This window comes from Mesorhizobium sp. URHB0026, from assembly GCF_054059755.1.
Window position 1 is genome coordinate 716,007 of record NZ_JBSSCN010000001.1, and the last position, 26,065, is coordinate 742,071.

Here is a 26,065-nt window from a genome sequence, read left to right on the forward strand (position 1 = left end):
ACGGCAGCCAGAGGTCGAAAATCGGCAATTCCATGCTGCGGCAACACGGCAGGATCAGTTCTTTTGGGATGGCCGGCTTTCCGGGATGGAGGTCAGCAATGTCTGGCGCGCCGACTTCAGGTGCTTGCGGCAGGCGGCATCCACCTTGCCGAGATCGCGCGACTTGAGCGCCTCGATATAGGCAAGGTGTTCGCCGATCGCGACTTCGTTGCGCTCGCGTTCCTGCGCCTTGTTCCACTGGTAGTGGTAATGGAAGATCATGGCGATGACGTCGTAGAAATCGACGATGAAGCGGTTGCGGGAGGCACGATGGATGAGCCGGTGCAAGCGCTCGTCCAGCTCCGAGAACTCATTGAAACGCGTCGCGATCTCGCGTGCCAGAACGCGGTGTTCCCCTTCCAGCCGATCGAGATCGCTCCATACCGGACTGTCCTGCGGCAGCGCGGTGAAGGCGGCGGCCGAGCGCAATTCGAACATTTCGCGGATCTCGGTCAGTTCCAGCGCGAAGGCCCGCGTGAAGCCTTTCAGCACCCAATGGCTGTTGCGGCGTTTTTCGATCAGGCCGAAGCGGGAGAAGCGGATCAGGAACTCGCGTACGCTGGTGGTGCCGACGCCGATCTCGCGCGCCAGTTCGAGCTCGTTGATCTGCATGCCGGCCTCGGCGCCGCCGGCCAGCAGCCTGCGCATGAACGACCGTTCGATGATCTCGGCCAGCGTGTCGGTCTCTTCCTCGGGAAAGAAATCATCCGAACGTGGGTCGCGCAGCACCGTCTTGGCGCGCTTGTTCCAGGCGATCAGCCCGGTCTCTTCCATGCGCGCCAGGATGCTGCGCACGGTCGTGCGGCTGACGCCGAGCAGCGCACCCAGCTCCGGTTCCGAAGGCAGGCTGCGCGCTTCATCGAGCAGCCTCAGACAACGGTTAAAGGCGTCCTTGTAGACGTTGTTGCTCTTCGACATCCCCTGACCCGTTGCACGCCAGCGCTTGCGGCGGCCGGCTTGAAGCGCAATATGACGTTCCATCGTCTACAGTGCCACCACTTACCCAGGGCGGAACCGCCGTGAAAAAACGATTGACGCAAAACTGTTTTTTCACGATAAAAGACATTAACTCTTAACAGGCGCGTGTCAATCCGCGCATCCCAGGATCACCCAGGAAACCGCCCGTGAACGTCTCGAATACCATTCTTCTGTCCCCCGCCGACAATGTCGCCGTTGCCAATGGCCGCATCGAAATCGGCACCGCGCTGCCGGGCGGCGCGTTCGCGGCCACCGTCATCGAGCCCGGCCATAAGGTGGCGATCAAGCCGATTGCCGCGGGTGAAGCCGTGGTCAAATACGCTCAGGCGATCGGTCGCGCCACACAGGACATCGCGCCGGGCGAGCATGTCCATTCGCACAATCTGGTTTTCGAGGCCGGCCGCCTCCCCGTGGTGCCGCCAAGCGAGGCCGAGCATGCGACGGAGGCCGACCGCGCCCGGACATTCATGGGCTATCGCCGCGCCGATGGCCGCGCCGGCACCCGTAACTTCATCGGCATCATCGCCAGCGTCAATTGCTCGGCCACCGTCTGCCATTCGATCGCCGATACCGCTAACCGGACCCTTTTGCCGAAATATCCCGGGATCGATGGCTTCGTGCCCATCGTCCACGGCCAGGGCTGCGGCATGAGCGGCACCGGCGACGGCATGATGGTGCTGCACCGCACGCTTGCCGGCTATGCCCGCCACCCGAATTTCGGCGGCGTGCTGATGGTCGGGCTCGGCTGCGAGGTCAACCAGCTCACGCTTTACGGCCAGAAGGGTGCCGCCGCCGGCAAGCGCCACTTCAACATCCAGGATGCCGGCGGCTCGCGCAAATCGGTCGAAAAGGCGATGGGCGTGCTGGCCGAGATCGCCGAGGAAGTCGGCCAGTTGAAGCGCGAGCCGATCCCCGTCAGCGAGATCGTCGTCGGCCTGCAATGCGGCGGCTCCGATGGCATGTCGGGTATCACGGCCAATCCGGCGCTGGGTGCGGCCGTCGACATCCTCGCTGGCGTCGGCGGCATCGGCATCCTCTCCGAGACGACGGAAATCTATGGCGCCGAGCACCTGCTCGCCTATCGCGCCGCAAGCCCCGAGGTCGCCAAGAAGCTCGATGGTTACGTGAAATGGTGGGAGGATCACGTCGCCAAGCATGGCGCCTCGATCGACAACAATCCGTCGCCCGGCAACAAGCGCGGCGGCCTCACCACCATCCTGGAAAAGTCGCTGGGCGCGGTCGCCAAGGGCGGCCAGACGCCGCTCAACGGCGTCTTCGGCTACGCCGAGAAGGTCACCGGCAATGGGCTGGTGTTCATGGACACGCCCGGCTACGACCCGGTCTCTGCCACCGGTCAGGTCGCGGGCGGCGCCAATGTCATCGTCTTCACCACCGGCCGCGGTTCCTGCTTCGGCTGCCGGCCGACCCCCTCGATCAAGGTCGCCACCAACTCGACCATGTATCACCAGATGGAGGAGGACATGGACGTCAATTGCGGCGTCATCGCCTCCGGCGAAAAGACCATTGCCGGCATGGGCCGCGAGATCTTCGAACTGATCGTCGAGACGGCTTCGGGTCGCAAGACCAAGAGCGAGGATTTTGGCTACGGGGACAACGAATTCGTGCCCTGGCATCTCGGCGCGACGCTCTGATTCCGATTGATATCCGATAGACTGCCCGGCCGGACAGGAGACCGGGATAGGGAGGTTGCGCATGGAAAAACGCCGCATCGGCCAGACCGCGTTGGAGGTCACCGAAGTCAGTTTCGGCGGCGCCGCGATCGGCGGCCTCTACCGGGCGTGTTCGCGCGAAGCGGCGATGGAAACGCTGCAGGGCGCCTGGGAGGCGGGCCTGCGCTATTTCGACACCGCGCCCTTCTACGGTTTCGGCCTGTCGGAACGGCGCTTCGGCGATTTCCTGCGCTACAAGCCGCGTGACTCCTATGTGCTGTCGACCAAGGTCGGCCGCCTGCTCCACCCGGTGCCCGAAGATCAGGTGCCAGACCACTCCTACGTCGATCCGCTGCCCTTCGCGCTGGACTACGACTATTCCTATGACGGCATCATGCGCTCGGTCGAGTTCAGCTATGCGCGCCTTGGGCTAAACAGGATAGACATCCTGTTTGTCCACGATATCGGCGTTTACACGCATGGGGTCGAGAAAACCAAATTGCATTTTCGCCAGTTTATGGACGGCGGCCTCAAGGCGCTCGAGGAACTGAAGCGGGCCGGCACGATTTCCGCCTACGGGCTCGGCGTCAATGAAGTCGAGATCTGCCTCGACGTGATGCGCCGCGCGCCGCTCGACTGCATCCTGCTCGCCAGCCGCTATTCCTTGCTCGACCGCAGCGCGGAAGCCGAATTGCTGCCGCTATGCCGGGCGCAACGGACCTCGCTTGTCATTGGCGGGGTTTTCAACTCGGGCATATTGGCGACCGGGCCGGTGCAGGGCGCGCATTTCGACTACCAGCCCGCCAGCCGCGATGTTCTCGACCGTGTCGATGCCATGGAAAAGATTGCCGGTGAAGGGGGCTACCCGCTGCCCGCCGCCGCGTTCCAGTTTCCTTTGCACGAACCCGCGGTTGCCACCGTGCTGACCGGTACTGCAAAATTGGCAAACCTGACGCGCAACCTCGAGCTGCTCGATATCGACGTGCCGGAGACGGAATATGCCAGGTATCGTCCCTATACGGTGGTGCAGGAACTGCATTGAAGCGCATCTTCGCGATGTGCACGGGGGCGCGACCAGCCTTCACGATGTCGCGATCCGGAGAAGAATGAACATTCCATATTGACTGATTTATGGAATTAATATTCCATAGCTTCACAGAACGGAGACGGGAGCGCCTGACCGCGACAAGGAGAAGCCGCCGCCAGGGGAGTCATTGTCGGGAAGAACTGGCTGAAACACCGCTTGCATCGGCTGGATCGATGCACTATCAAAACGGTGCAACTGTTTTTTATTGATAAAGTTCTGTTTGGGCCACGCCTATCCGGACGGAGCTTCCGTTAACGTTCACCGGGCGACTTAGGGAGGATCCTATGAAATTCGTGACCAGCATTCTCAACCGCCGCGCCGTCATGGCCCTGGCGGCAGCATCGATGCTCACCGGCGTCATGCATACCGCACCCGTTTCGGCGGCGGATGTGACCATCCCGATCATCGTCAAGGACACCACGTCCTTCTACTGGCAGATCGTTCTGGCCGGCGCCCGCAAGGCCGGCAAGGATCTCGGCATCAACGTGCCGGAACTCGGCGCCCAGGCCGAGACCGACGTCAACGGCCAGGTCTCGATCCTCGAGAACGCCGTCGCCAGCAACCCCGCCGCGATCGTGATCGCGCCCACCGAATTCAAGGCGTTGGGCAAGCCGATCGATGAAGCGGCCGCCAAGGTCAAGGTCATCGGCATCGACTCCGGCGCCGACTCCAAGGCCTTCACCTCGTTCCTGACCACCGACAACGTGCAGGGCGGACGCGTCGCCGCGGACGGCCTTGCCGCCGCTATCGGCGCCGCCAATGGCGGCAAGGTCGAGGGTGACGTCGCCCTGATCACCAACGCTCCCGGCGCCGGCTCGCTCGAACAGCGCAAGCAGGGCTTCACCGAGCAGCTCAAGGCAAAATATCCCGGCCTGAAGCTGGTCGCCGACAAATACGCCGACGGCCAGGCCACCACCGGGCTCAACATCGCCACCGACCTGATCACCGCCAATCCGAACCTCAAGGGCATCTTCGCCTCCAACCTGATCATGGCGCAGGGCGTCGGCCAGGCCGTCGCCGAAAACAACCTTGGCGGCAAGCTGGCGCTGGTCGGCTTTGACAGCGACGAGAAGCTGATCAAGTTCCTCAACGACGGCGTCATTTCCGCCCTCGTCGTCCAGGATCCCTACCGGATGGGCTATGACGGCATCAAGACCGCGCTTGCCGCCTCGAAGGGCGAGAAGGTCGAGGCCAATGTGGACACCGGCGCCAATCTGGTGACCAAGGCCAATATGAAGGACCCCAAGATCGACGCGTTGCTCAATCCAAAGCTCTAAGCAGCCGGCGTTAAAACCGCTTCCGGGGCCAGGGCCCCGGAAGCATCCGCCGCCAAAGCGGCTTGGCGATCAGCCCGTTTGGCCTTTGCCTGAAAGACGACCGCAGCCTCGCCGAATGCCAACCGCGAGGCCAATCTGGGAGGATTGCCATGACGCCGACGGCGCAGGAACTGCATCCGGCCCCCGTGCTGGAACCCGGCAGGACCATCCTCGAACTACGCGGGCTGGAAAAACGCTACCCCGGCACCCATGCGCTGAAGCCGGTCAATCTCGCCTTCAAGTCAGGCGAAATCCACGCCATCGTCGGCGAGAACGGCGCCGGCAAATCGACCCTCATCAAACTCCTGACCGGCGTCATGCCGCGGACCTCTGGCGAGGTCCTCTGGGAAGGGCAGCCGGCAGCCCTGGCGACGCCGCATGAAGCTATGGCGCTCGGCATCAATGCCGTGCACCAGGAAGTCGTGCTGTGCCGTCACCTGACGGTTGCCGCCAACATGTTCCTCGGCGAGGAAAATTCCCGTTTCGGCATCCTGCAGCAGCGCGCCATGGTCAGGGAAGCGCAGACGATCATCGACGATCTCGGCTTCGACCTGCCGGCGCATGTCGTGCTGGGTGATCTCACCATCGGCCAGCAACAGCTGATCGCCGCTGCCCGCGCCACGGTGCGCGGCACCAAATTCCTGATCTTCGACGAACCCACGGCCTACCTCACCCGCAAGGAGGCCGACCAGCTCTTCACGCTGATCCGCCGCTTGAAGGGTGAAGGGGTGACGATCATCTACATCAGCCATCGCATGGAGGAGGTCTTCGAACTCGCCGACCGGGTTTCCGTACTGCGCGATGGCACGCTGGTCGGCACACGCAACATCGCAGAGACCAATGATGCCGAGCTGGTCAAGATGATGATCAACCGCTCGATCGAGCAGGTCTACCACAAGGAGCATTTCACGCCTGGCGCTCCGATCGTCGAAACAAGGAACCTGTCCGGCAAAGGCTTCGAGAACATCTCGATGACGGTGCGTGCCGGTGAGATCGTCGGCCTCTATGGACTGATCGGCGCCGGCCGCAGCGAGTTCGTCACCTCTCTCTATGGACGTCACAAGAAGTCGGCCGGCCAGATCCTGTGGGAAGGCAAGGACGTCCAGATCAACTCCGAGCACGACGCCATCAAGCTCGGCATGGCGCTGGCGCCGGAAAGCCGTCGCGACCAGGGCCTCTGCCTCAATTTGCCGGTCGGCCTCAACCTCAATTTGCCGATCTACAAGCGCATCTCCAGCAATCTGTTGATCTCGAACGCGAAAGAAAAGGCCGAGGCCGACCGTCAGATCGCCGGCCTCAGGATCAAGACGCCGACGCGCGGGGCGCTGGCGTCGAGCCTTTCGGGCGGCAACCAGCAGAAGATCGTCATCGGCAAATGGCTGGCGCATGGCGCCAAGCTGTTCATCTTCGACGAGCCGACGGTCGGCGTCGATGTCGGCACCAAGGCGGAGATCTATCGCCTGTTCGGGGAACTGTTGTCGAAGGGCGCCGGCATCGTCCTGATATCGTCCTATTTGCCGGAGGTCTACGAACTGGCCGACACGCTGCACGTGTTCCGGCGCGGCAAGCTGGTGGCCACGCACGGGTTCCACACCGCCAGTCACGAGGACATTCTCACGCAGGCGCTCGCCGAGAAACAAGAAAAACTGGGAGGACAGACATGAGCATCGAGGCGATCCCCGCCGAAAAACCGAAGCGCAACTACAACGTCCTGTTCGGGCTGACGCTGCTGGCGCTGCTGGTGCTGCTCTGGATCGTCCTGTCCCTGGCGACGCCAAGCTTCGCCTCGGGCAACAACATCGCCAATCTTCTGCGGCAGGGTTCGATGATCGCCATCATGGCGGTCGGCCAGACCTTCGTCATCATCACCGGCGGCATCGATCTGTCGGTCGGCGCGGTGGTCGGCTTCGCCACCGTCGTCGTCGCCCTGCTGATCAATGCCGGCGTTCCGATCGCGGTCGCCATCCTGATCACCTTGCTCGTCGGTGTCGCCATCGGCCTTTTCCATGGCTTCGGCATCGTCAAGATGGGCTTGCCGCCCTTCATCATCACGCTGGCGACGCTGACCTCGCTGCGCGGGATCGGCCTTTTGATGACCAACGGCAACTCGATCAACATCAACAGCGACAGCTTTACCGCCTTCTCGCGCAATTCCTTTGTCGGCATCCCCAATTTGTTCTGGATGGTGATCCTGGTGGGTGTGCCCGCCTATGTCTTCCTGCATCACAGCCGTTGGGGCCGCTATCTCTTTTCGGTCGGATCCAACGCCGAGGCCTCGCGCCTGTCCGGCGTCAATGTCCAGCGCACCATCTACATGGCTTATACGCTTTCCGGCCTGTGCGCGGCCTTCGTCGGCGTGCTGCTCGCCGCCCGCATCGGCATCGGCAACCCGACCCAGGCCGAGGGCTGGGAGTTGCAGGCGATCGCCTCTTCGGTCATCGGCGGCACCTCGCTGTTCGGCGCGGTCGGCTCCGTGCACGGGCCGCTGCTTGGCGCCTTCATCCTGGCCACCATCAACAACGGCGCCAACCTGCTCAACGTCAACTCGTTCTGGCAGCGCATCATCACCGGCGCGCTGATCATCATCATCGTCTACTTCGACGGACTGCGCCGCCGCGGCAAATGACGCATTCCAATCGATCGCCGGCCTGGCGCGGGCCGGCGATTTCTTGAACAGACTGGATCAAAGCATGAAAGCCGTCGTCTGCCGCTCGCCCGGCGACCTTGTTGTCGAAGACCACCCGGCTCCCGGCGCGCCGCCTCCCGGCTGGGCTCTGGTGGCGGTCAGCCATGTCGGCATCTGCGGCACCGACTACCATATCTTCGAGGGTAAGCACCCTTTCCTCGCCTATCCCCGCATCATGGGCCATGAAGTCTCCGGCACAGTGATCGAGCGCGGCGAAGGCGTCGACCTCGCCCTTGGCGAACCGGTCATCATCAACCCCTATCTTTCCTGCGGCAAATGCATCGCCTGCCGGCATGGCAAGCCCAATTGCTGTGTCAGGATCGAAGTGCTCGGCGTGCACCGCGACGGCGCCATGTGCGAACAGATCCTGGTGCCGGCTGAGAATCTCTATCCCACCAACGGCCTGTCGCTCGCCGACGCCGCCGCCGTAGAATTCCTGGCCATCGGCGCGCATGCCGTCCGGCGCGCCCGGGCCGAGCCTGGCGCCCGCACTCTGGTCATCGGAGCCGGGCCGATCGGGCTCGGCACCGCCATCTTCGCCCGCATTGCCGGGTTGGATGTGACACTTCTCGATATGAGCACCGAAAGACTGGTCTTCGCGGCGAGTGAACTCGGCTTTTCGATTCTCGACGGCTCGCAAGCACCCGTGTCCGATCTGGTGCGTGATGCGACCGGCAGCGAAGGCTTCGACGTGGTCTTCGACGCCACCGGCAACACGCGATCGGTGCAATCGGCCTTCGCCCACGTCGCGCATGGCGGAGCGCTGGTACTGGTCAGCGTCGTCAAGGACGACATTGCCTTTTCCGATCCCGAGTTCCACAAGCGAGAAATGACATTGATCGGCAGCCGCAATGCGTTGCGCGCCGACTTCGACCATGTCGCGGCCTCGATCCGCAATGGTGCCGTGCCGTTGTCCAAGCTTGTCACCCACCGCACCACGCTGGCCGATACGCCAGGCGATCTCGCACGCTGGGCCCACGAAAAGTCGGGCCTGATCAAGGCCGTGATCGAGATCGGACAGCCAGGCGTCACAGCGCCGACAGCTTCAACTCCACTCGCTCGGCCGGAAAACGCGACTCCGAAAACTGGATTGGCTGGCCGTCGGGCGTGACGTTGACCGCCACCGTGACCAGGACGATGGCGCCCGGCTGCAGGTCGAGATCGGCGAGATCGGCGGCGTCGGCATGGCGCGCCGAGAGCACGGTCGATTGCCTGAGATAATCGTCGATACCGAAACGTGCGAGCGAGGCGGTGATAGAACCGGTTTGCGCCATCGCCTTGTCGATCCCGACAAAGCGTCTGGCATCGAACCATCCAGCGGCGCGCGACACCGGCCGTCCGTCAGCCTCGCCGCGTGTCTCCAACCGGATCACCTCAGCACCCCTGGCAAGGCCAAGGCCTTCGGCCACGCGCTGGCTGGCGTGCTCGACCGACGAAGCGAGCAGCACGATGTGCCGTTCCGACGTCTGCCCCTGCAGGCCAGTTGAAAAGCGTGTCCGCGCGCCAATCGGATAGGACAGCCGCTTGCGCGACAGGACGAAGGTGCCGCGTCCCTGCTCGGCCCGCAGCACGCCCTCCTGCACGAGGGCCGATATGGCGCTGCGCACGGTGTGACGGTTGACGCCGTAGCGCTCGGCCAGCGCGACTTCGGGCGGCAGCGCGGCATTTTCGGCGAAATCGCCGGCAGCGATCGATTGCAGGATCCTGTCGGCGATCTGGCGCCACAGTGAGACGCCGCTGCGTCGCTCGATGCTGTCGGCTTGCTGTCGTTCGCTCATGGATTGCCCCCGCTTTCCGTCAGATGTCATCCACCCGTCATGGACTCGCGCTAGGTATTAGGTATAATTTGTATAGTTGTCTATATCAATAGACAAATTTAATGAAGAGGAAATTGGCGATGCGAGGACAGGAAGCCCGCGACCAGGCCGAGCGCAAGGCCGCCATGGCGACGTTGGCGCAATCGAGCGGCGAAGACATCGTCCGGCTCTGGAACGAGTCCGGCCTGCCTTCGCAAGCCGAACTTCTGCGCGGTCCCGAGACGGGCCTGGTCACGCTGCGTGGCCGCATCGGCGGCGGCGGCGCGCCCTTCAATGTCGGCGAGGCGACCGTCACGCGTGCCACTGTCCGGCTGCCATCCGGGCAGGTCGGCCATTGCTACGCGCTTGGCCGCGACAAGCAGAAGGCGAAGCTGGGAGCAATAGCCGACGCGCTCTGGCAGGACCCTGCCCGCCGCACCGAGGTCGAGACCAGGCTCATTACGCCTTTACGCTCGGCTCTCACCGCTGCCCACGAAAAATGCCGCGCCGAGACGGCGGCAACGAAGGTGGATTTCTTCACCATGGTTCGCGGAGAAGATTGATGGATATCGCTGCGCAATCGATCGAGGGCGGTTTCGCCGATCCGGTCTTCAACGCTCAGACTGTGTTTCGGGCCGTCATGGATGCCATGGCGCGGCCGGGCAGCTTCCAGCCCTTGCCGGCCCTGGCCCGCCCACCGGCTCCGCTCTCGGCGACATCGGGCGCCGTGGCACTGGCGCTATGCGACAACGACACGCCGCTCTGGCTCGACCCTGCCCTCCATGCCTCCGCCGCGATCGGGTCCTGGCTTGGTTTCCATACGGGCGCGCCGCTGGCCAACACGCCGCCCGACGCGCATTTCGCGTTTGTTGCCACGCCGGCCGAGATGATGGCGCTCGACGGTTTTTCGCAGGGCACGCAGGATTATCCCGACCGATCGACGACGCTGATCCTGCAGGTCGGCGATCTCACTTCAGGGACCCCGCTGTTGCTGGAAGGCCCGGGTATCGAAACCAGCGCCACGATCGCGCCGGCACGGATGCCGCGCCATTTCGTCGAGCAGTGGAAGCAGAATATCAGGCGCTTTCCGCGCGGCGTCGACATCGTCCTCGCCACATCTGACGGCATAGCCTGCCTGCCGCGCACCACGCGCATCAAGACGATGGAGGCGTGATATGTATGTCGCGGTAAAAGGTGGCGAAGCCGCCATTGCCAACGCCCACAGCCTGCTTGCCGACCGCCGGCGCGGCGACCGCTCGGTGCCCGCACTTCGCCTCGACCAGATCGTCGAACAGCTGGCGCTCGGCGTCGACAGGGTGATGAGCGAAGGCTCACTCTATGACAGGGAATTGGCCGCGCTGGCCATCGTTCAGGCGCGCGGCGACATGATCGAGGCGATTTTCCTGGTGCGCGCCTACCGCACCACGCTGCCGCGCTTCGGCTATTCCAGACCGATCGACACCGGCACCATGCTGGTCGAGCGGCGTGTGTCGGCGACCTACAAGGACCTGCCCGGTGGCCAGTTGCTTGGTCCGACCTTCGACTACACGCACCGCCTGCTCGACCCCGAGCTCGCCGCCGGTGCCGATGTCGCCGAGCCCTTGCGGCGCGAGACGAAAGCGCAGGCGATGCCGCGTGTCTCGGCGATCCTCGCCCGTGAAGGCCTGATCGAACCGGATGGCCAGATGCCTGGGGATCATGTGCCCGGCGACATCACCCGCGAGCCGCTGGAATTCCCGATGACGCGTGACATCCGCCTGCAGGCGCTGTCGCGCGGCGACGAGGGTTTTCTGCTGGCGCTCGGCTATTCCACCCAGCGCGGCTATGCCCGCAATCATCCCTTTGTCGGCGAAATCCGCATCGGCGAGGTCGAGCTGGAACTCGACGTTCCCGAACTGCCCTTCGCCGTCCCGCTCGGCACGGTGCGCGTCACCGAATGCCAGATGGTCAACCAGTTCAAGGGCTCGGCCAAGGCGCCGCCGCAATTCACCCGCGGCTACGGCCTCGTCTTCGGCCAGAGCGAACGCAAGGCGATGGCCATGGCGCTCTGCGACCGCGCCCTGCGCGCCTCCGAGCTCGGCGAGGACATTATCGCCGCCGCCCAGGACGAGGAGTTCGTCATCTCGCACTCCGACAATGTCCAGGCCACCGGCTTCGTCGAGCATCTGAAGCTGCCGCACTATGTCGACTTCCAGGCCGAACTCGACCTCGTGCGCCGCATGCGCGCCGAATACGAGGCTCGCGAAAATCCAGCGCAGGCGGAAGAAAAAAAGGAGGCAGCGGAATGACTGCGCAACCGACAGACATCGCCACCTACAATTTCGCCTATCTCGACGAGCAGACCAAAAGGATGATCCGCCGGGCGATCCTCAAGGGCATCGCCATCCCCGGCTATCAGGTGCCGTTCGCCTCGCGCGAAATGCCGATGCCTTATGGCTGGGGCACTGGCGGCGTGCAGGTCACCGCGTCGATCATCGGCCCCGACGATGTGCTGAAGGTCATCGACCAGGGCGCCGACGACACCACCAACGCCGTGTCCATCCGTGCCTTCTTCAAGAAGGTCGCCAATGTCGCGGTCACCACCGATACCGCCAGCGCCACCATCATCCAGACACGCCACCGCATTCCCGAGCATCCGCTGACCACGGGCCAGGTGCTGGTCTACCAGGTGCCGATCCCCGAACCCCTGCGTTTCCTCGAGCCGCGCGAGACCGAAACGCGGAAAATGCATGCGTTGGAGGAATACGGCCTCATGCATGTGAAGCTCTATGAGGATATTGCCAAGCACGGCCGCATCGCCACCACCTATGCCTATCCGGTCAAGGTCGAGGGCCGTTATGTCATGGACCCGTCGCCGACGCCGAAATTCGACAATCCCAAGATGCACCGCTCGCCGGCCCTGCAGCTGTTCGGCGCCGGCCGCGAAAAGCGCATCTACGCCGTGCCGCCCTTCACCGATGTCGTCAGCCTCGACTTCGAGGATCATCCGTTCGAGGTGCAGACTTTCGATCAGCCCTGCGCGTTGTGCGCGGCCGAGAATGTCTATCTCGACGAGGTCATCCTCGACGACCATGGCGGCCACATGTTCGTCTGCTCCGACACCGATTATTGCGAGAAGCGGCGCGCCGACGGCCATCGCGGCCACCTTGCCCCCGAAACCGATCTTGCCGCGGGAAAAATGGAGCCGGCCCAATGACCGACGAACCGCTGCTGCGCGTCTCTGCGCTCTCCAAGTTCTATGGCTCACGGGTTGGCTGCGACAACGTCTCCTTCGACCTGTGGCCGGGCGAAGTCCTGGCTGTCGTCGGTGAATCCGGTTCCGGCAAGACGACACTGCTCAACTGCCTGTCGACACGGCTTTTGCCTTCGTCGGGCACCGCCAGCTACCGCATGCGCGATGGCCAGTTCCGCGAGCTCTACCGCATGAGCGAGGCCGAGCGCCGCTTCCTGATGCGCACCGACTGGGGCTTTGTCCACCAGAACCCGGCCGATGGCCTGCGCATGACGGTGTCGGCCGGCGCCAATGTCGGTGAACGGCTGATGGCGGTCGGCGACCGCCACTACGGCAAGATCCGCGCCACGGCGGTCGACTGGCTATCACGCGTCGAGATCGAGGAAGACCGCATCGACGACGAACCGCGCACCTTTTCCGGCGGCATGCGTCAGCGGCTGCAGATCGCCCGCAATCTCGTCACCGGGCCAAGGCTGGTGTTCATGGATGAGCCTACCGGTGGCCTTGATGTCTCGGTGCAGGCACGCCTGCTCGACCTGTTGCGCGGGCTGGTCACCGACCTTGGCCTGGCCGCGATCGTCGTCACCCACGACCTCGCCGTGGCGCGGCTTCTGTCACAGCGCATGATGGTGATGAAGGACGGCCGCGTCGTCGAAAGCGGCCTCACCGACCGCGTCCTCGACGACCCGCGCGCGCCCTACACGCAATTGCTCGTTTCCTCGATTTTGCAGGTGTGATGATGGCGCGTGTCCCGCCGACCATCGACGATTGGAGAACCTTCTGATGCCGACCCCACTCGTTGTCTCCGACGTTGCCAAAAGCTTTACCATGCATCTGCGCGACGGCATCAAACTGCCCGTCGTCACCGGCGTTTCGTTCTCGATCAAGGCCGGTGAATGCACCGTGCTCGGCGGCCCGTCCGGCGCCGGCAAGAGCTCGATCCTGAAGATGCTCTACGGCAACTACGCCGTCGACGAAGGCCAGATCATCGTCAGGCACGAGGACGGACTGATCGACCTCGCCCATGCCAGCCCGCGCACCGTGCTTGCCGTACGCAGGCAAACGATCGGCTATGTCAGCCAGTTCCTGCGCACCGTGCCGCGCGTCTCGGCTCTCGACGTCGTCGCCGAGCCACTGGTTGAACGCGGCGAGGAGCGCGAGGCGGCCCGAGCCAAGGCACGCGCGTTGCTGGCCCAGCTCAACCTCCCGGAAAAACTCTGGATGCTGCCGCCGGCAACCTTCTCGGGCGGCGAGCAGCAGCGTGTCAACATCGCGCGCGGCTTCATCACCGAGCACCCCATCCTGCTGCTCGACGAGCCGACCGCATCGCTCGACGCGACGAACCGCGACGTGGTGATCGAACTCATCGCCGCCAAGAAGGCGGCTGACGTTGCCCTGCTCGGCATCTTCCACGATCACGATGTGCGCGAGGCGGTGGCCGACCGCATCATCGACGTCACCGCCTTCGCTCCGGGAAAACTCGCCGCATGACCAGGAAGCTATCGGAGACGCCGCTGGTTCACCCGACGGCGGAGGTGCACAACTCGACGCTCGGCCGCTGGACCGAGATCGCCGACCGCAGCCGGGTTTCGGAAAGCGAGCTCGGCGACTATTCCTACATGATGCAGGACTGCGCGGTCTGGTGCGCGACGATCGGCAAGTTTGCCAACATCGCCGCCAGCGTGCGCCTCAACGCCACCAACCACCCGACCTGGCGGCCGACGCTCCACCACTTCACCTATCGCGCCTCCGACTATTGGGACGACGCCGAGCATGAGAGTGAATTCTTCGCTGAGCGCCGCGCCAAGCGCGTCACCATCGGCCACGACACCTGGCTCGGCCACGGCTCGACCGTCCTGCCCGGCGTCACCATCGGTGACGGCGCCGCCGTTGGCGCCGGAGCGGTCGTCTCGAAAGACGTCGCGCCCTACGCCATCGTCGCCGGGGTACCGGCAAAACCGATCCGCGAGCGCTTCGACCGCCGCACCGCCGCGCGCTACCAGGCGCTTGCCTGGTGGGACTGGGATCACGCAAGGCTGCGCGCCGCGCTCGACGATTTTCGGGAGCTGACGGCCGAAGCATTTTTGGAGAAATACGAGGAAAGTGCATCGGGCAAAGGGGCATAGCCCTCACATCTTCGCCAGATCGCCGGCTTGTTCATATCCTTGACACAGGACTCGGACAGGACGCGATCTCCTTCAAGGAGATCGCCATGCTCGACACCATCAAACCCTCGCTCGCCGGATTCTTCGCCGGCTCCAACCCGGCGTCGCCGGCGCATCTTGGCACGCGCTACGATTCCTCAGGCAACTTCCTCCTCGAGCCGGGCAACACCGTCGTCAGCCATCTGGTCAGCGGCTCGCATTCGGAAGCGGTGGTGTTAGCCGTCCGCGAGAAGATGCTGGCGATGCCTGATGCCGACCGCCTCGCCTTCACGCCGGTCTCCAGCCTGCACATGACGCTGTTCCAGGGCATCATCGAATATCGCCGCCGCTTGCCTTACTGGCCGCAGGACGTGCCGCTCGACACCAGCATCGACGCCATGACCCGCCTCTATCTGGGGCGCTTGAAAGGGTTCGAGGGCTTCGGCCCATTCAACATCAAGGTGGTCGAGATCGTGCCGACCGGCCTCACCGTCGCCGGCGCGACGGACGAGGATGTGCGCATCATGCGTCAATGGCGCGATGCGCTCGCGGTGCCGTTCGGCTACCGCCATCCCGATCACGACACCTACGTCTTCCACATCACCTTCGCCTATCAGATCCAGCGCCTTGATGACGATGGAGCCGCCGCGTGGCAGGCGCGGGTTGACGATTGCCTGGCGCTTTTCGCGCGCCAGGCGCCGGTGATCGAGATCAAGGCTCCCGCCTTCTGCGCATTCCGCGACATGAAGCATTTCGAGGAATTGCTGGTGCTCGGCTGATCGCCCGCCAGGCGCCAATGCATGTCGCCGAAAGTGACCTCGGTGTCGGGAGAACGACATGCATAAAAACAAAAGACCTGAAGCGCGACGCGCTTCAGCCGTCGCCCCTGTGGAGCGTAACAAAACTGACATCATCGCGACACGGCAGGTTCATGTGGCTGCGTTAGGCGAGTGCCTGACGATCAATATGGACCGGACTGGAACCAGCCCATGTCAGCAAGCTCTGCCACACTCGAAATCCGCGGCGTCAGCCGACGATTTGGCAAGAACACTGCCGTCAGCAACGTCAGCATCTCGATCCCGCAGGGGCAGATGGTCGGCGTCATCGGTCGTTCGGGCGCCGGCAAGTCAACTCTTCTTCGCATGATCAACCGTCTTGTCGACCCCAGCCAGGGGTCGATTTTTTTTGACGGCGCCGAGGTCTCCCAGCTGCGCGGCTCGCCGCTGCGGCGCTGGCAGCGCGACTGCGCCATGATCTTCCAGCAGTTCAACCTGGTGCCGCGCCTCGACGTGCTGACCAACGTGCTGCTCGGCAAACTGAACCACCGTTCGACCCTGTCCAATCTTCTAGGCATGTTTTCGCGCGCCGAGTGCGCCGAGGCGGTCGCCGCGCTCGAGCGGCTCGACATCGCCCGCACCGCACTTCAGCCCGCCGGTACGCTGTCGGGCGGCCAGCAGCAGCGCGTCGCAATCGCCCGCGCCATGATGCAGCAGCCCAGGGTGATCCTCGCCGACGAGCCGATCGCCTCGCTCGACCCGCTCAACGCCAAGGTGGTGATGGATTCGCTGCAGGACATCAACCTGCGCGAAGGCATCACCGTTGTCACCAATCTGCATACGCTCGATACCGCCCGCACCTATTGCAACCGCATCATTGGCATGGCCGCCGGCAAGGTCGTCTTCGACGGCCCGCCCGAAGAGCTCGACCGCCAAGCCGTGCGTCTTGTCAATGGCGCCGACAGCAATGGCGGCGAGATATCGGAGGTCATCACCTCCACCAGTGTTGCCTTCAAGCAGAAGATCGCCGCATCCGCCGGACCGCTCGAACCCGCATTCCCGGGATACTGAGCCCATTACGGGCCAAAAGTGAGCAGCCTGGATCGTCCGCCCGCGTCAAGGGCACTTGTCAAGATCAAGAACGCTGCCGGCGCGGGGCCGGAACCTACAGGAGAGATAACAGATGTTCAGGAAGATGGTTTTCAGCGCCGTTTCGGTGCTCGCCATGGCCACCAGCATGGCCCATGCCGCCGACATGAAAGAATTTCGCGTCGGCATTCTCGGCGGTGAAAACGAAACCGACCGGCTGCGCAACTACCAGTGCCTGGCCGATCACCTGAAGGCAGAGTTTGGCTTCGAGAAGGTCTCGCTGTTCCCCGCCGCCGACTATGACGGCGTCATCCAGGGCCTGCTCGGCGGGACGCTCGACTTCGCCGAACTCGGCGCTTCCGGCTACGCCAGCGTCTATCTCAAGGATCCGAAGGCGGTTACCCCGATCCTCACCACCAAGCAGACCGACGGCTCCACCGGCTACTATTCGATCGGGCTGGCGCTGAAGACGTCGGGGATCACCGACATCAAGTCGGCCAAGGGCAAGAAGCTCGGCTATGCCGATCCGGATTCGACCTCCGGCTATCTGATCCCGCTGACCCAGATTCCGAAGGACACCGGTGCCTCGAACGAAACCTTCTTCGCTTCGACCCAGTTCAATGGCGGCCACGAAAACAACGTCCTGGCCGTGCGTGACGGCAAGGTCGACGTCGCGGTCGACGATTCCTCGGGCATCGGCGACTTCAAGAACGGCTACACCTCCGGCACCTTCCACAAGGAAGTCGCCAAGGGCGCCGTCGACCCCAACGACTTCGTCGAAGTCTGGCGCTCGGGCCTGATCCCGAACGGCCCGCTTGTCGTGCGCACCGCGATCGGCGACGACATGACCGCCAAGCTGACCACCTTCTTCACCGATCTGCCCAAGAAGGACAAGGCTTGCTTCGAAGGCGTCGAGGGTGGCGATTTTACCGGCTATGTTCCAGTGAAGCCGGACTTCTACAGCGTCATCGTCGAAGCCCGTAAGGCAGCTATCGGCGGCTAACGGCGAAATTGCAAAAGGGCGGTACCTGAAGTACCGCCCTTTTTGCATCTCCCATCATGACCCTTTCCGTGACAGCCCCCTCCGGCGACACCCACCAGATGGCCGCTGCCTGGCGACGCCAGACGTCGCTGCGCCGGTTCTATACCGTGCTCGGCGTCGGCCTGCTGCTCGCCGCCATGTTCGCCAGCATGTGGTTCGCCGACGAAGCCAACGCCGGGCACTTCTTCGACCGGCTGCCGCATATTCTGGATTTCCTGAGCTGGCTGGTCCCCAAGGACTGGAACGACGTCTGGCGGGCGCTGTTCGATATCGCCTCGCCGCACGACACCGGCACCCAGGAATTCAACTTCCCGCTTGGCCGCGTCCACGTCTGGGGCGATTTCTACATCCCCGAATATTTCGAACTGATGCTGACCACAGTCAACGTCGCGCTGGTCTCGACCTTCATCGGCTTTGTCTTCGCGGTGCCATTTTCCTTCACCGCGGCGCGCAACCTGACACCCCATCCGGCACTGAGGCTGGTGGTCAAGCGCTTCATGGAATTGCTGCGCGCCTTTCCCGAAATCGTCATCGCAGGCCTGTTCGCGGCCATCGTCTCGACCGGTCCGATCGCCGCCGTCATCGCCATCGGCCTGCATTCCATCGGCGCGCTCGGCAAGCTGTTCTACGAGATCAACGAGAACATCGACATGCGAGCCGAAGAAGGCCTGCGCGCGGTCGGCGCCAACTGGTTCGAGCGGGTTCGCTTTGCCGGCCTGCCGCAGGTGTTGCCCAACTTCATGTCGTACACGCTGCTGCGCGTGGAGATCAACGTCCGCGTCTCGACCATCATCGGCGCCGTGGGCGGCGGTGGCATCGGCGAGGAGCTGAAGCTTTCCATCTCACGCGGCTTCGGCGCCAAGACGCTGGCTCTGGTGCTGCTCCTGTTCACCACCATCTTCATCATCGACCAGTTTTCCGCCTGGCTTCGGCGCAAGCTGGTCGGCGAACAAGCCTTTATGATGGGGGCCTAGGCCATGACCCCGAAAAGTGGCATTCGGTCTTCGGAAGAGGTCATGGCCAAATGGAAGGACAAACGACCATGACCGCCGAGGAGATGCTGTCGATCGAGGCCCGACACCCGCAGGTGTTCCGGCGCCCGGCATACAAGCGCTTCGGTCCGCTCCTTCTGTTCGTCGGTACGCTCCTCTATCTGATCTATGCCTTGTGGTTCTTCAGCCTGCCGCAGGTGCTGCGGGAATCGCATTGGGAGCGCCTGCCGCTCTTCCTGACGCAATGGATCAGCTACGATCTGCAGCCGGAATTCCGTCTCGACCAGCCGGAGATCACGCCCAAATACCCGCGCTTTTCCGCGCTGGGCGACAACCCGAATCCCGACTGGGTGGTCAGGAATCCAGACGGCACCTTCACCGTGCTGATCGACGGTCCGGCAAAATCCGTCACCTTCGACAAGACGCAGGCGACAATCGTCGCCAACGGCCAGACCGTGTCTGTTTCGCTGACCAGCGGCAAGCCGGTGGTCACGGGTGCGGTACCGGACTGGATCACCGCCCATGACGACGAGGTGGTGGCCAAGATGGGCTTCGTCGGCGAGGTGCGCGTCACCGTCGACCGCGTGAAGGTGCGCAAGCGCTTCCTCGGCTGGGCGAACTTCGTCTTCGACACGCGCTCGCCCTTCTTTGGCAAATCAGCGCGAGAAGTGATCTCGCTGATCATCTCGGGACCGGAGCTGAAACCAGGTACCACCAACCTTGCTCTTGCCGGCGACAACATCTGGAACAACGCCCAGTGGCAGCACGGCGACGTCTGGACGAAGCTCCTGCAGACCATTGTCATGGCCTTCCTCGGCACGCTGCTCGGCGGCGTCGTCGCCTTCCCCCTTGCCTTCTTCGCGGCGCGCAACATTACGCCGAGTGGCATGCTCAGCCAGGTGCTCAAGCGCTTCTTCGACTTCATGCGCTCGGTCGACATGCTGATCTGGGCGCTGTTCTTCACCCGCGCCTTTGGCCCCGGCCCCCTGGCGGGAAGTGCAGCGATTTTCTTCACCGAGATCGGCACCCTCGGCAAAGTCTATTCGGAAGGCCTGGAGAACATCGACGACAAGCCGCGCGAAGGCGTGCTCTCGACCGGCGCCAACGGCATCTTGGTGCAGCGCTACGGCGTGATGCCCGAAGTGATCCCGGTCTTCATCAGCCAGACGCTCTACCAGTGGGAATCCAACACCCGCGGCGCCACCATCATCGGCGCCGTCGGCGCCGGCGGCATCGGCCTGAAACTGTGGGAAGCGATGCGTACCAATTCCAACTGGGCCAACGTCTTCTACATGGTGCTGCTGATCCTGCTCGTCGTCTTCATTTTCGACAACATATCCAACTTCCTGCGCCGCCGGCTGAGCCGGACGATCCACGACTACAATAGAATCCAGGCCCAGCAGGGATAGCTTGTGATGTAAAACTTACTAGAGGCCGGCGGGATAGCGGGGGCGCGAAGGATCGCTGACGCAGCGAGATCGGCTTCTTATCCCGCCTTCCTCCAGCCGTTCTTGATATGCCTGTACCCGTCGCGATAGACGGCTTCCGGCGTCTCGGAAAAATCCCGCCACACCTTGGTCGCCGCCGCCAGATCCTTCAGCGAGCGGCCGAACGCTTCGATCGTCAGCCAGTTGTCATAACCGCTCTTGCGGATGGCGGAAAAGGTCTCCTTCCACGGAATGTTGCCACGCCCGGGCACGCCGCGATCGTTCTCCGATATGTGGATATGCACGACATTGCCGCGATGCTTCGTATAGGCGCCGATCGGGTCCGCTTCCTCGATATTGGCGTGGAACGTGTCGTACATTGCCTTGATGTGCGGCCGGTCGATGGCATCGATATGCTCCGATAGGTCTGCCATGGTGTTGAGAAGATAGCATTCGAAGCGGTTCAGCGCCTCCAGCCCGATGGTGACGTTGCGCTTGCCGGCATGGTCGCCGATGGCACGCTGCGAGGCGATCGAGCGCTTCTTTTCGGCGGCGGTCGGTCCGGACCCGGAAAAAGCGCCGAGCGTCGAATGCAGCGGTCCGCTCAGCGTGCGGGCGCCAAGCGCATCGGCGCAATCGATGGCCCATTTCATGTAGTCGATACCGGCCTTGCGCGTTGCAGCATCGGCAGAAATCAGGTTCATCCCCGGATCGCCCATGGCTGATACGGCGGTCCGCTCCAGCCCGATACGGTCGAGAAATTCGCCCAGTTTCCTGTAGTCGTCCGGCGTGCCGGCGAAGATCGGGATTTCGACACCGTCGAAGCCGGTTGCCTTGATGTCGCGAAGCAGCGGCTCGTGCTTCTTCGATACCGCCGTCGTCCACAAGAACATGCACATGCCGATCTTCATCGACGCCCTCCCCCAATGTTGACAACCGGCTGGTTGTTCCCGCCCCTTCGTTGCTCGGCGCCTCTTACAGCTTGGTCCAGGCCCCATTCTTCTTCGACGACTTCACGCAGGCCTCGATGAAGGCCATGCCCTCGACGCCGTCCTGGATGGTCGGGAAGACGACATCCTTTGCCGGCTTGCCACCCTTCTTGCGTGCCGCGCGGATCGCGCGTGCGGCCTCCTGGTAGATGTTGGCGAAGCCTTCGAGGTAGCCCTCGGGATGGCCTGACGGTACGCGGCTGACGCGGCCCGCCACCGGCAGCGCGCCGGCGCCGTTGCGGGTGATCAACTGCTTCGGCTGGCCGAACGGCGTGTACCAGAGGTAGTTGGGATCGGCTTGCACCCATTCCAGCCCGCCCTTCGAACCATAGATGCGCAGCTTCAGGCCGTTCTCATGACCGGGCGCCACCTGGCTCGCCCAGATCATGCCCTTGGCCGGATGCGTCTTTCCCGTCGGTTTGAAACGCAGCATGACGTTGACATTGTCGTCGAGCAGCCTGCCCGGCACGAAGGCGTCGAGATCGGCCGACAGGGAGTCGAGTTCGAGCCCGGAGACGAAGCGGGCGAGATTGTAGGCATGGGTGCCGATATCCCCGAGCGCACCGCCGGCGCCCGCCTGCTTGGGGTCTGAACGCCACGCCGCCTGCTTCTGGCCGGTGGCGGCGAGGTCCTCGGTCAGCCAGTCTTGCGGATATTCCGACTGCACGATGCGGATGTCGCCGAGCACGCCCTTGGCGACCATTTCGCGCGCCTGCCGCACCATCGGATAGGCGGTGTAGTTGTGGGTGAGCACGAACACCTTGCCGGTTTTTTCCACGATCGCCGCAAGCTTTTTCGCCTCGGCCAGGGTCGTTGCCAGCGGCTTGTCGCAGATCACGTGGATGCCTGCTTCCAGGAAGGCCTTGGCCGCCGGCACATGCACGTTGTTGGGAGTGACGATGGCCACCGCCTCGATGCCATCCGAGCGCTTCGCCTCGGCCTTGGCCATTTCGGCGTAGGACGCATAGCTGCGGGAGGGATCGAGCCCGAGTTCGGCGGCCGAGGCTTTCGCACGCGCCGGATCAGCAGACAGGGCGCCGGCGACCAGCACGAAATCATTGTCCATGCGGGCCGCGATCCGGTGCACCGCGCCGATGAATGCGCCCTGCCCGCCGCCGACCATGCCGTAGCGGATCGGGCCGCCTCCCGTTTCCGACTTCGATGCACCAACCATGTTTTTCTCCCTCGTGTGAGATACCCCTCCCCCGAGGGAGGAGGGGAAGTCGTGTCAAATTCCCATCATGGCGCGCAGCAGCTTCTTGTCCGTGGTGCCGGCGGCGAAATCGTCGAATGCCTTCTCCGTCACCCGGATGATGTGGTGCTGGATGAAGGGCGCCCCTTCGGCGGCACCATCCTCCGGATGCTTCAGGCAGCATTCCCACTCCAGGACCGCCCAGGAATCGTAGCTGTACTGGGTAAGCTTGGAGAAGATGCCGCCGAAATCCACTTGCCCATCGCCGAGCGAACGGAACCGGCCGGCGCGGTTCGTCCAGCTCTGGTAACCGGAGTACACGCCCTGCCGTCCAGTCGGATTGAACTCGGCGTCCTTGACGTGGAACGCCTTGATCCGCTCGTGATAGATGTCGATGAATTCGAGATAATCGAGTTGCTGCAGCAGGAAATGCGAAGGGTCGTAATTGATGTTGCAGCGCTTGTGGCCGCCGACCGCGTCTAGGAACATCTCGAAGGTCGCCCCGTCGAACACGTCCTCCGAAGGATGGATTTCGTAGCCGACATCGACACCATTGTCTTCATAGGCGTCGAGGATCGGCTTCCAGCGTTTGCCGAGTTCGCCGAAGGCTTCCTCGATCAGTCCGGCGGGCCGCTGCGGAAAGGGATAGAGGTAGGGGAAAGCCAGCGAGCCGGTGAACGACACCGAGACATTCAGCCCGAGATTGCGCGATGCCTTGGCACCGAACTTCATCTGTTCGACAGCCCATTCCTGTCTCGCCTTCGGGTTGTTGTGCACCGACGGCGGCGCGAACCCATCCATCTGGGCGTCATAGGCCGGATGCACCGCCACCAATTGCCCCTGCAGATGCGTCGACAATTCGGTGATCTCGACCCCGGCGTCAGTGCAGATGCCCTTCACCTCATCGCAATAGCCCTTGGAAGACGCCGCCTTCTTGAGGTCGAACAGGCGCGCGTCCCAGGTCGGGATCTGCACGCCCTTGTAGCCGAGACCGGCGGCCCATTTGGTGATCGACGCCAGCGAATTGAACGGTGCGGCATCGCCCGCGAACTGCGCCAGAAACAGCCCAGGGCCCTTCATTGTCGTCGGCATCGGCATCCTCCTTGTTTGTCATGACCAAGCATAGCGCCTGATGAAAGCCGGGCCAGTCACTTTGGTCTTATCGCGTCGGACGCTCTGCCGACACCGTCATTCTGGTATGACCAAATAAGGCAATCTGGTCAAGCCTTGGAATGCGCCGAAAAGGCACTCCCAAAGCGCGAAATAACGGCACATATCGCAATGTAATCAACAAACTAATTCACCATGAAAGTCGCGCTTCCACAGTTGTTGCCGTCTTGAGGAATTTGCTGTAGACCTCATTTCAGGCCCAATTGGTCTAACCAGTTTGCAGGAAAAGGCTGGGGATGCCTTGGGGAGGAACCCTTGCGTCGTCTTGCGGCGATGCATGTCGCAGGCAAACCATACGGACGAATCTGGGAAGGACAGACCATGCATCTTTCGACGCACAACTGGATGCGCGCGGAACCGCTTGAGACGACGCTGAAGCGCATCAAGAAATTCGGCTATGAGTCGATCGAGATTTCCGGCGAGCCAGCGCAGTACAAGACCAAGGAGACGCGGGCGTTGCTGAAGGAGCATGGCATTCGCTGCTGGGGCGCGGTGACCTTGATGCTGGGTGAACGCAACCTCGCCGCCAGGGACCAGGGCCAGCGCGAACGCTCCGTGCAGTACGTCAAGGATGTGCTGACGATGGTCGGCGAGCTCGATGGCGAGATCATCACGCTGGTTCCGGCGACAGTCGGCAAGGTGGTCCCGGACGGCACCGAGGAAGAGGAATGGAAGTGGGTGGTCGACGCGACCCGCGAATGCTTCACTCATGCCAAGAAGGTCGGCGTCAAGATCGCCGTCGAACCGCTCAACCGCTTCGAAACCTATCTGTTCAATCGCGGCGCCCAGGCGCTGGCGCTGGCTGACGCGGTCAGCCCAGAATGCGGCGTCTGCCTCGACGCCTACCACATCCACATGGAGGAATTTAAGGTGCATGACGCTATCCGCCAGGTCGGAAAGCGTCTGTTCGACTTCCATGTCGCCGACAACAACCGCTTTGCCGCCGGCCTGGGCCAGATCGACTGGCCAAGGATCGTCGCCACGTTGAAAGAAGTCGGCTACGACGGCGCACTGACCAATGAGTTCGTCGCCCCGGTCGATCGTACGCCGGCAGCACCCTATCCCGACATGGTCGAGCGTCACCCGGTCGATATCTCGCCCGAGCAGCTGAAGTTCATCCAGGACCATGGCTCCAGCGTGCTCACCGAGAAATTCTACACCGACCAGATGCGCATCACCGCCGAAACGCTGCTGCCGCTGATCAAGTAGTCGACCGCCGCTGGGAAATTTGCCCTTCCGCCCCGACCGGCGGCAGGGCTGGGGAAAAACATGCGCATCAAGACAGTCCAGGCCTGGTGGGTCCGCGTGCCGATCGAAGCCGCGAAGCAGCATCGCAGCGACTTCGGCCAGGTGACGACCTTCGACGCCGCCATCCTGCGCGTCGAAACCGATGACGGGCTGGTCGGCTGGGGCGAAGGCAAGAACGCAGCCGGCAGCGCCGGCAGCTACGGCGCACTCGTCCACATGCTGAACCACGAGGTCGGGCCGCAGCTGATCGGCCGCGACCCGGCCGACATCGGCATCATCTGGGAGATGCTCTACAACGGTGTGCGCCACCAAAGTGCCGCCCATGCCGGCCACGCCATGCCGCAACTGGCGCGGCGTGGGATGAGCGTCGCCGCCATAAGCGCGGTCGACATCGCGCTCTGGGACATCCTGGGCAAGTCGCTGGGCCAACCGGTCTGGCGGCTTCTCGGCGGCCGCAAGGTCGATCGCATGCAGGCCTATGCCTCGGGCGGCTGGGCCTCCGCCGATGCCATCGGGGAGCAATTGCAATCCTACATCGCCAAAGGCGGCTTCAAGGCGTTGAAGATGCGGGTGGGCGCCATGGATGGGGCGGCACACGTTTCCGCTGCCCGCGTGCGCGCCGCACGCCAGGCCCTCGGCCCCGACGTCGAGCTGATGGTCGACGCCCATGGCACCTACACGGTAGCGGAAGCCAAACGCTTCATCCATCTCGTCAAAGACCTCGATCTCGCCTGGTTCGAGGAGCCTGTTATCGCCGACGACAAGGCAGGCATGGCCGAAGTGCGCGCCTCCGGCGCCGTTCCGATCGCCACCGGCGAAAGCGAGGCGACACGCTATGCCTTCCGCGATCTCGCCGTGCTCAAGGCCGCCGACATCTTCCAGCCGGACCCGGCCTTCTGCGGCGGCATCAGCGAAGCGATGAAGATCGGCACCATCGCCAGCGCCTTCAATTTGCGCTTTGCACCGCATCTGTGGGCCGGCGCGCCCTGCTTCTTCGCCGGGCTGCATGTCTGCGCCGCGTCGCCTTCGAGTTTCACCGTCGAGTATTCGCTCGGCGCCAACCCGATGATCCACGATCTGGTCGAAGAGACTGTCGAAGCCAAGGACGGTATGATAGCGATCCCGGAAAAGCCCGGATTGGGATTCACCGTTTCGGAGCGATTCCTGGAGGCGCACGCGCAACGCAATTGAC

25 protein-coding genes are annotated in these 26,065 nt (G+C 63.3%); 20 read left to right on the forward strand and 5 right to left on the reverse strand.

Annotated elements, in window-relative coordinates; all coding sequences use genetic code 11:
- Positions 1-54 precede the first annotated feature (54 nt).
- Positions 55-957 (reverse strand): GntR family transcriptional regulator, encoded by a 903-nt coding sequence (locus ACVWWD_RS03630; RefSeq protein ID WP_023770669.1) that lies wholly within the window; start codon positions 955-957, stop codon positions 55-57.
- Positions 958-1,163: 206 nt separating this feature from the next.
- Between ACVWWD_RS03630 and ACVWWD_RS03635 the strand changes: the two genes are divergently transcribed.
- From ACVWWD_RS03635 to ACVWWD_RS03660, 6 genes are all read left to right on the forward strand, one after another.
- Positions 1,164-2,669 (forward strand): UxaA family hydrolase, encoded by a 1,506-nt coding sequence (locus ACVWWD_RS03635; protein ID WP_352551582.1) that lies wholly within the window; start codon positions 1,164-1,166, stop codon positions 2,667-2,669.
- Between the two features lie 61 nt (positions 2,670-2,730).
- On the forward strand, positions 2,731-3,729 hold the full coding sequence (locus ACVWWD_RS03640; RefSeq protein ID WP_352574455.1) for an aldo/keto reductase: 999 nt from the start codon (positions 2,731-2,733) through the stop codon (positions 3,727-3,729).
- Between the two features lie 329 nt (positions 3,730-4,058).
- A complete protein-coding gene (locus ACVWWD_RS03645; RefSeq protein ID WP_023770671.1) occupies positions 4,059-5,051 on the forward strand; it encodes an ABC transporter substrate-binding protein in 993 nt (330 codons plus the stop codon).
- A gap of 149 nt (positions 5,052-5,200) precedes the next feature.
- Entirely contained in the window at positions 5,201-6,754 is a 1,554-nt protein-coding gene (locus tag ACVWWD_RS03650) for a sugar ABC transporter ATP-binding protein (protein WP_023770672.1), read from the forward strand.
- On the forward strand, positions 6,751-7,716 hold the full coding sequence (locus ACVWWD_RS03655; RefSeq protein WP_023770673.1) for an ABC transporter permease: 966 nt from the start codon (positions 6,751-6,753) through the stop codon (positions 7,714-7,716). The genes ACVWWD_RS03650 and ACVWWD_RS03655 overlap by 4 nt, the downstream gene beginning before the upstream one ends.
- A gap of 64 nt (positions 7,717-7,780) precedes the next feature.
- Positions 7,781-8,887, forward strand: a complete 1,107-nt coding sequence (locus ACVWWD_RS03660; RefSeq protein ID WP_352551587.1) for a zinc-binding alcohol dehydrogenase family protein — start codon at positions 7,781-7,783, stop codon at positions 8,885-8,887.
- Here the strand turns inward: ACVWWD_RS03660 and phnF are convergent.
- Positions 8,805-9,554, reverse strand: a complete 750-nt coding sequence (gene phnF / locus ACVWWD_RS03665; RefSeq protein WP_352551589.1) for a phosphonate metabolism transcriptional regulator PhnF — start codon at positions 9,552-9,554, stop codon at positions 8,805-8,807. The genes ACVWWD_RS03660 and phnF overlap by 83 nt on opposite strands.
- 119 nt (positions 9,555-9,673) lie before the next feature.
- Between phnF and phnG the strand changes: the two genes are divergently transcribed.
- From phnG to phnE (ACVWWD_RS03725), 12 genes are all read left to right on the forward strand, one after another.
- The gene (gene phnG / locus ACVWWD_RS03670) at positions 9,674-10,135 is read left to right on the forward strand and encodes a phosphonate C-P lyase system protein PhnG (RefSeq protein WP_352551591.1); all 462 of its coding nucleotides are present in this window, start codon (positions 9,674-9,676) and stop codon (positions 10,133-10,135) included.
- Complete coding sequence (phnH, locus tag ACVWWD_RS03675) at positions 10,135-10,746, forward strand: phosphonate C-P lyase system protein PhnH (RefSeq protein ID WP_023770677.1); 612 nt, start codon at positions 10,135-10,137, stop codon at positions 10,744-10,746. Before phnG ends, phnH begins: the two co-directional genes overlap by 1 nt.
- A gap of 1 nt (position 10,747) precedes the next feature.
- Positions 10,748-11,860: a carbon-phosphorus lyase complex subunit PhnI gene (locus ACVWWD_RS03680; RefSeq protein WP_457102916.1), complete on the forward strand. Its 1,113-nt coding sequence runs from the start codon at positions 10,748-10,750 to the stop codon at positions 11,858-11,860.
- On the forward strand, positions 11,857-12,768 hold the full coding sequence (locus ACVWWD_RS03685; protein ID WP_352551840.1) for an alpha-D-ribose 1-methylphosphonate 5-phosphate C-P-lyase PhnJ: 912 nt from the start codon (positions 11,857-11,859) through the stop codon (positions 12,766-12,768). Before ACVWWD_RS03680 ends, ACVWWD_RS03685 begins: the two co-directional genes overlap by 4 nt.
- Positions 12,765-13,541, forward strand: a complete 777-nt coding sequence (gene phnK / locus ACVWWD_RS03690; RefSeq protein WP_352551838.1) for a phosphonate C-P lyase system protein PhnK — start codon at positions 12,765-12,767, stop codon at positions 13,539-13,541. The genes ACVWWD_RS03685 and phnK overlap by 4 nt, the downstream gene beginning before the upstream one ends.
- A 46-nt stretch (positions 13,542-13,587) precedes the next feature.
- Positions 13,588-14,295: a phosphonate C-P lyase system protein PhnL gene (gene phnL / locus ACVWWD_RS03695; RefSeq protein ID WP_352551836.1), complete on the forward strand. Its 708-nt coding sequence runs from the start codon at positions 13,588-13,590 to the stop codon at positions 14,293-14,295.
- Entirely contained in the window at positions 14,292-14,930 is a 639-nt protein-coding gene (locus ACVWWD_RS03700; RefSeq protein WP_352551834.1) for a DapH/DapD/GlmU-related protein, read from the forward strand. The genes phnL and ACVWWD_RS03700 overlap by 4 nt, the downstream gene beginning before the upstream one ends.
- Before the next feature lie 86 nt (positions 14,931-15,016).
- Positions 15,017-15,727 carry a DUF1868 domain-containing protein gene (locus ACVWWD_RS03705; RefSeq protein ID WP_352551832.1) on the forward strand — a complete coding sequence of 237 codons (711 nt, stop codon included), beginning with the start codon at positions 15,017-15,019 and terminating at the stop codon, positions 15,725-15,727.
- A gap of 210 nt (positions 15,728-15,937) precedes the next feature.
- Complete coding sequence (gene phnC / locus ACVWWD_RS03710) at positions 15,938-16,795, forward strand: phosphonate ABC transporter ATP-binding protein (RefSeq protein ID WP_352551830.1); 858 nt, start codon at positions 15,938-15,940, stop codon at positions 16,793-16,795.
- A 112-nt stretch (positions 16,796-16,907) separates the two neighbouring features.
- On the forward strand, positions 16,908-17,816 hold the full coding sequence (gene phnD, locus ACVWWD_RS03715) for a phosphonate ABC transporter substrate-binding protein (RefSeq protein WP_352551828.1): 909 nt from the start codon (positions 16,908-16,910) through the stop codon (positions 17,814-17,816).
- Positions 17,817-17,872: 56 nt separating this feature from the next.
- Positions 17,873-18,829, forward strand: coding sequence for a phosphonate ABC transporter, permease protein PhnE (gene phnE, locus ACVWWD_RS03720; RefSeq protein WP_023770685.1), 957 nt, complete (start codon positions 17,873-17,875; stop codon positions 18,827-18,829).
- A gap of 68 nt (positions 18,830-18,897) precedes the next feature.
- Positions 18,898-20,256, forward strand: coding sequence for a phosphonate ABC transporter, permease protein PhnE (gene phnE / locus ACVWWD_RS03725; RefSeq protein WP_352551826.1), 1,359 nt, complete (start codon positions 18,898-18,900; stop codon positions 20,254-20,256).
- Positions 20,257-20,333: 77 nt separating this feature from the next.
- Here the strand turns inward: phnE (ACVWWD_RS03725) and ACVWWD_RS03730 are convergent, their stop codons facing one another.
- From ACVWWD_RS03730 to ACVWWD_RS03740, 3 genes are all read right to left on the reverse strand, one after another.
- The gene (locus ACVWWD_RS03730; RefSeq protein ID WP_352551824.1) at positions 20,334-21,185 is read right to left on the reverse strand and encodes a sugar phosphate isomerase/epimerase family protein; all 852 of its coding nucleotides are present in this window, start codon (positions 21,183-21,185) and stop codon (positions 20,334-20,336) included.
- A gap of 64 nt (positions 21,186-21,249) precedes the next feature.
- Complete coding sequence (locus ACVWWD_RS03735; RefSeq protein ID WP_023770688.1) at positions 21,250-22,437, reverse strand: Gfo/Idh/MocA family protein; 1,188 nt, start codon at positions 22,435-22,437, stop codon at positions 21,250-21,252.
- A 54-nt stretch (positions 22,438-22,491) separates the two neighbouring features.
- Positions 22,492-23,547: a sugar phosphate isomerase/epimerase family protein gene (locus ACVWWD_RS03740; protein WP_352551821.1), complete on the reverse strand. Its 1,056-nt coding sequence runs from the start codon at positions 23,545-23,547 to the stop codon at positions 22,492-22,494.
- A gap of 399 nt (positions 23,548-23,946) precedes the next feature.
- Between ACVWWD_RS03740 and ACVWWD_RS03745 the strand changes: the two genes are divergently transcribed.
- Both ACVWWD_RS03745 and ACVWWD_RS03750 read left to right on the forward strand, forming a co-directional pair.
- Complete coding sequence (locus ACVWWD_RS03745) at positions 23,947-24,834, forward strand: sugar phosphate isomerase/epimerase family protein (protein ID WP_352551819.1); 888 nt, start codon at positions 23,947-23,949, stop codon at positions 24,832-24,834.
- Between the two features lie 60 nt (positions 24,835-24,894).
- Positions 24,895-26,064, forward strand: a complete 1,170-nt coding sequence (locus ACVWWD_RS03750; RefSeq protein ID WP_023770690.1) for a mandelate racemase/muconate lactonizing enzyme family protein — start codon at positions 24,895-24,897, stop codon at positions 26,062-26,064.
- Position 26,065 lies beyond the last annotated feature (1 nt).

Excerpts from the sequence above, each read along its gene's own strand:
- ACVWWD_RS03630 (WP_023770669.1), bottom strand. The coding sequence starts at position 957 with ATGTCGAAGAGCAACAACGTCTACAAGGACGCCTTTAACCGTTGTCTG.
- ACVWWD_RS03640 (WP_352574455.1), top strand. The coding sequence starts at position 2,731 with ATGGAAAAACGCCGCATCGGCCAGACCGCGTTGGAGGTCACCGAAGTC.
- ACVWWD_RS03645 (WP_023770671.1), top strand. The coding sequence starts at position 4,059 with ATGAAATTCGTGACCAGCATTCTCAACCGCCGCGCCGTCATGGCCCTG.
- ACVWWD_RS03650 (WP_023770672.1), top strand. The coding sequence starts at position 5,201 with ATGACGCCGACGGCGCAGGAACTGCATCCGGCCCCCGTGCTGGAACCC.
- ACVWWD_RS03655 (WP_023770673.1), top strand. The coding sequence starts at position 6,751 with ATGAGCATCGAGGCGATCCCCGCCGAAAAACCGAAGCGCAACTACAAC.
- ACVWWD_RS03660 (WP_352551587.1), top strand. The coding sequence starts at position 7,781 with ATGAAAGCCGTCGTCTGCCGCTCGCCCGGCGACCTTGTTGTCGAAGAC.
- phnF (WP_352551589.1), bottom strand. The coding sequence starts at position 9,554 with ATGAGCGAACGACAGCAAGCCGACAGCATCGAGCGACGCAGCGGCGTC.
- phnG (WP_352551591.1), top strand. The coding sequence starts at position 9,674 with ATGCGAGGACAGGAAGCCCGCGACCAGGCCGAGCGCAAGGCCGCCATG.
- phnH (WP_023770677.1), top strand. The coding sequence starts at position 10,135 with ATGGATATCGCTGCGCAATCGATCGAGGGCGGTTTCGCCGATCCGGTC.
- ACVWWD_RS03680 (WP_457102916.1), top strand. The coding sequence starts at position 10,748 with ATGTATGTCGCGGTAAAAGGTGGCGAAGCCGCCATTGCCAACGCCCAC.
- ACVWWD_RS03685 (WP_352551840.1), top strand. The coding sequence starts at position 11,857 with ATGACTGCGCAACCGACAGACATCGCCACCTACAATTTCGCCTATCTC.
- phnK (WP_352551838.1), top strand. The coding sequence starts at position 12,765 with ATGACCGACGAACCGCTGCTGCGCGTCTCTGCGCTCTCCAAGTTCTAT.
- phnL (WP_352551836.1), top strand. The coding sequence starts at position 13,588 with ATGCCGACCCCACTCGTTGTCTCCGACGTTGCCAAAAGCTTTACCATG.
- ACVWWD_RS03700 (WP_352551834.1), top strand. The coding sequence starts at position 14,292 with ATGACCAGGAAGCTATCGGAGACGCCGCTGGTTCACCCGACGGCGGAG.
- ACVWWD_RS03705 (WP_352551832.1), top strand. The coding sequence starts at position 15,017 with ATGCTCGACACCATCAAACCCTCGCTCGCCGGATTCTTCGCCGGCTCC.
- phnC (WP_352551830.1), top strand. The coding sequence starts at position 15,938 with ATGTCAGCAAGCTCTGCCACACTCGAAATCCGCGGCGTCAGCCGACGA.
- phnD (WP_352551828.1), top strand. The coding sequence starts at position 16,908 with ATGTTCAGGAAGATGGTTTTCAGCGCCGTTTCGGTGCTCGCCATGGCC.
- phnE (WP_023770685.1), top strand. The coding sequence starts at position 17,873 with ATGACCCTTTCCGTGACAGCCCCCTCCGGCGACACCCACCAGATGGCC.
- phnE (WP_352551826.1), top strand. The coding sequence starts at position 18,898 with ATGACCGCCGAGGAGATGCTGTCGATCGAGGCCCGACACCCGCAGGTG.
- ACVWWD_RS03730 (WP_352551824.1), bottom strand. The coding sequence starts at position 21,185 with ATGAAGATCGGCATGTGCATGTTCTTGTGGACGACGGCGGTATCGAAG.
- ACVWWD_RS03735 (WP_023770688.1), bottom strand. The coding sequence starts at position 22,437 with ATGGTTGGTGCATCGAAGTCGGAAACGGGAGGCGGCCCGATCCGCTAC.
- ACVWWD_RS03740 (WP_352551821.1), bottom strand. The coding sequence starts at position 23,547 with ATGCCGACGACAATGAAGGGCCCTGGGCTGTTTCTGGCGCAGTTCGCG.
- ACVWWD_RS03745 (WP_352551819.1), top strand. The coding sequence starts at position 23,947 with ATGCATCTTTCGACGCACAACTGGATGCGCGCGGAACCGCTTGAGACG.
- ACVWWD_RS03750 (WP_023770690.1), top strand. The coding sequence starts at position 24,895 with ATGCGCATCAAGACAGTCCAGGCCTGGTGGGTCCGCGTGCCGATCGAA.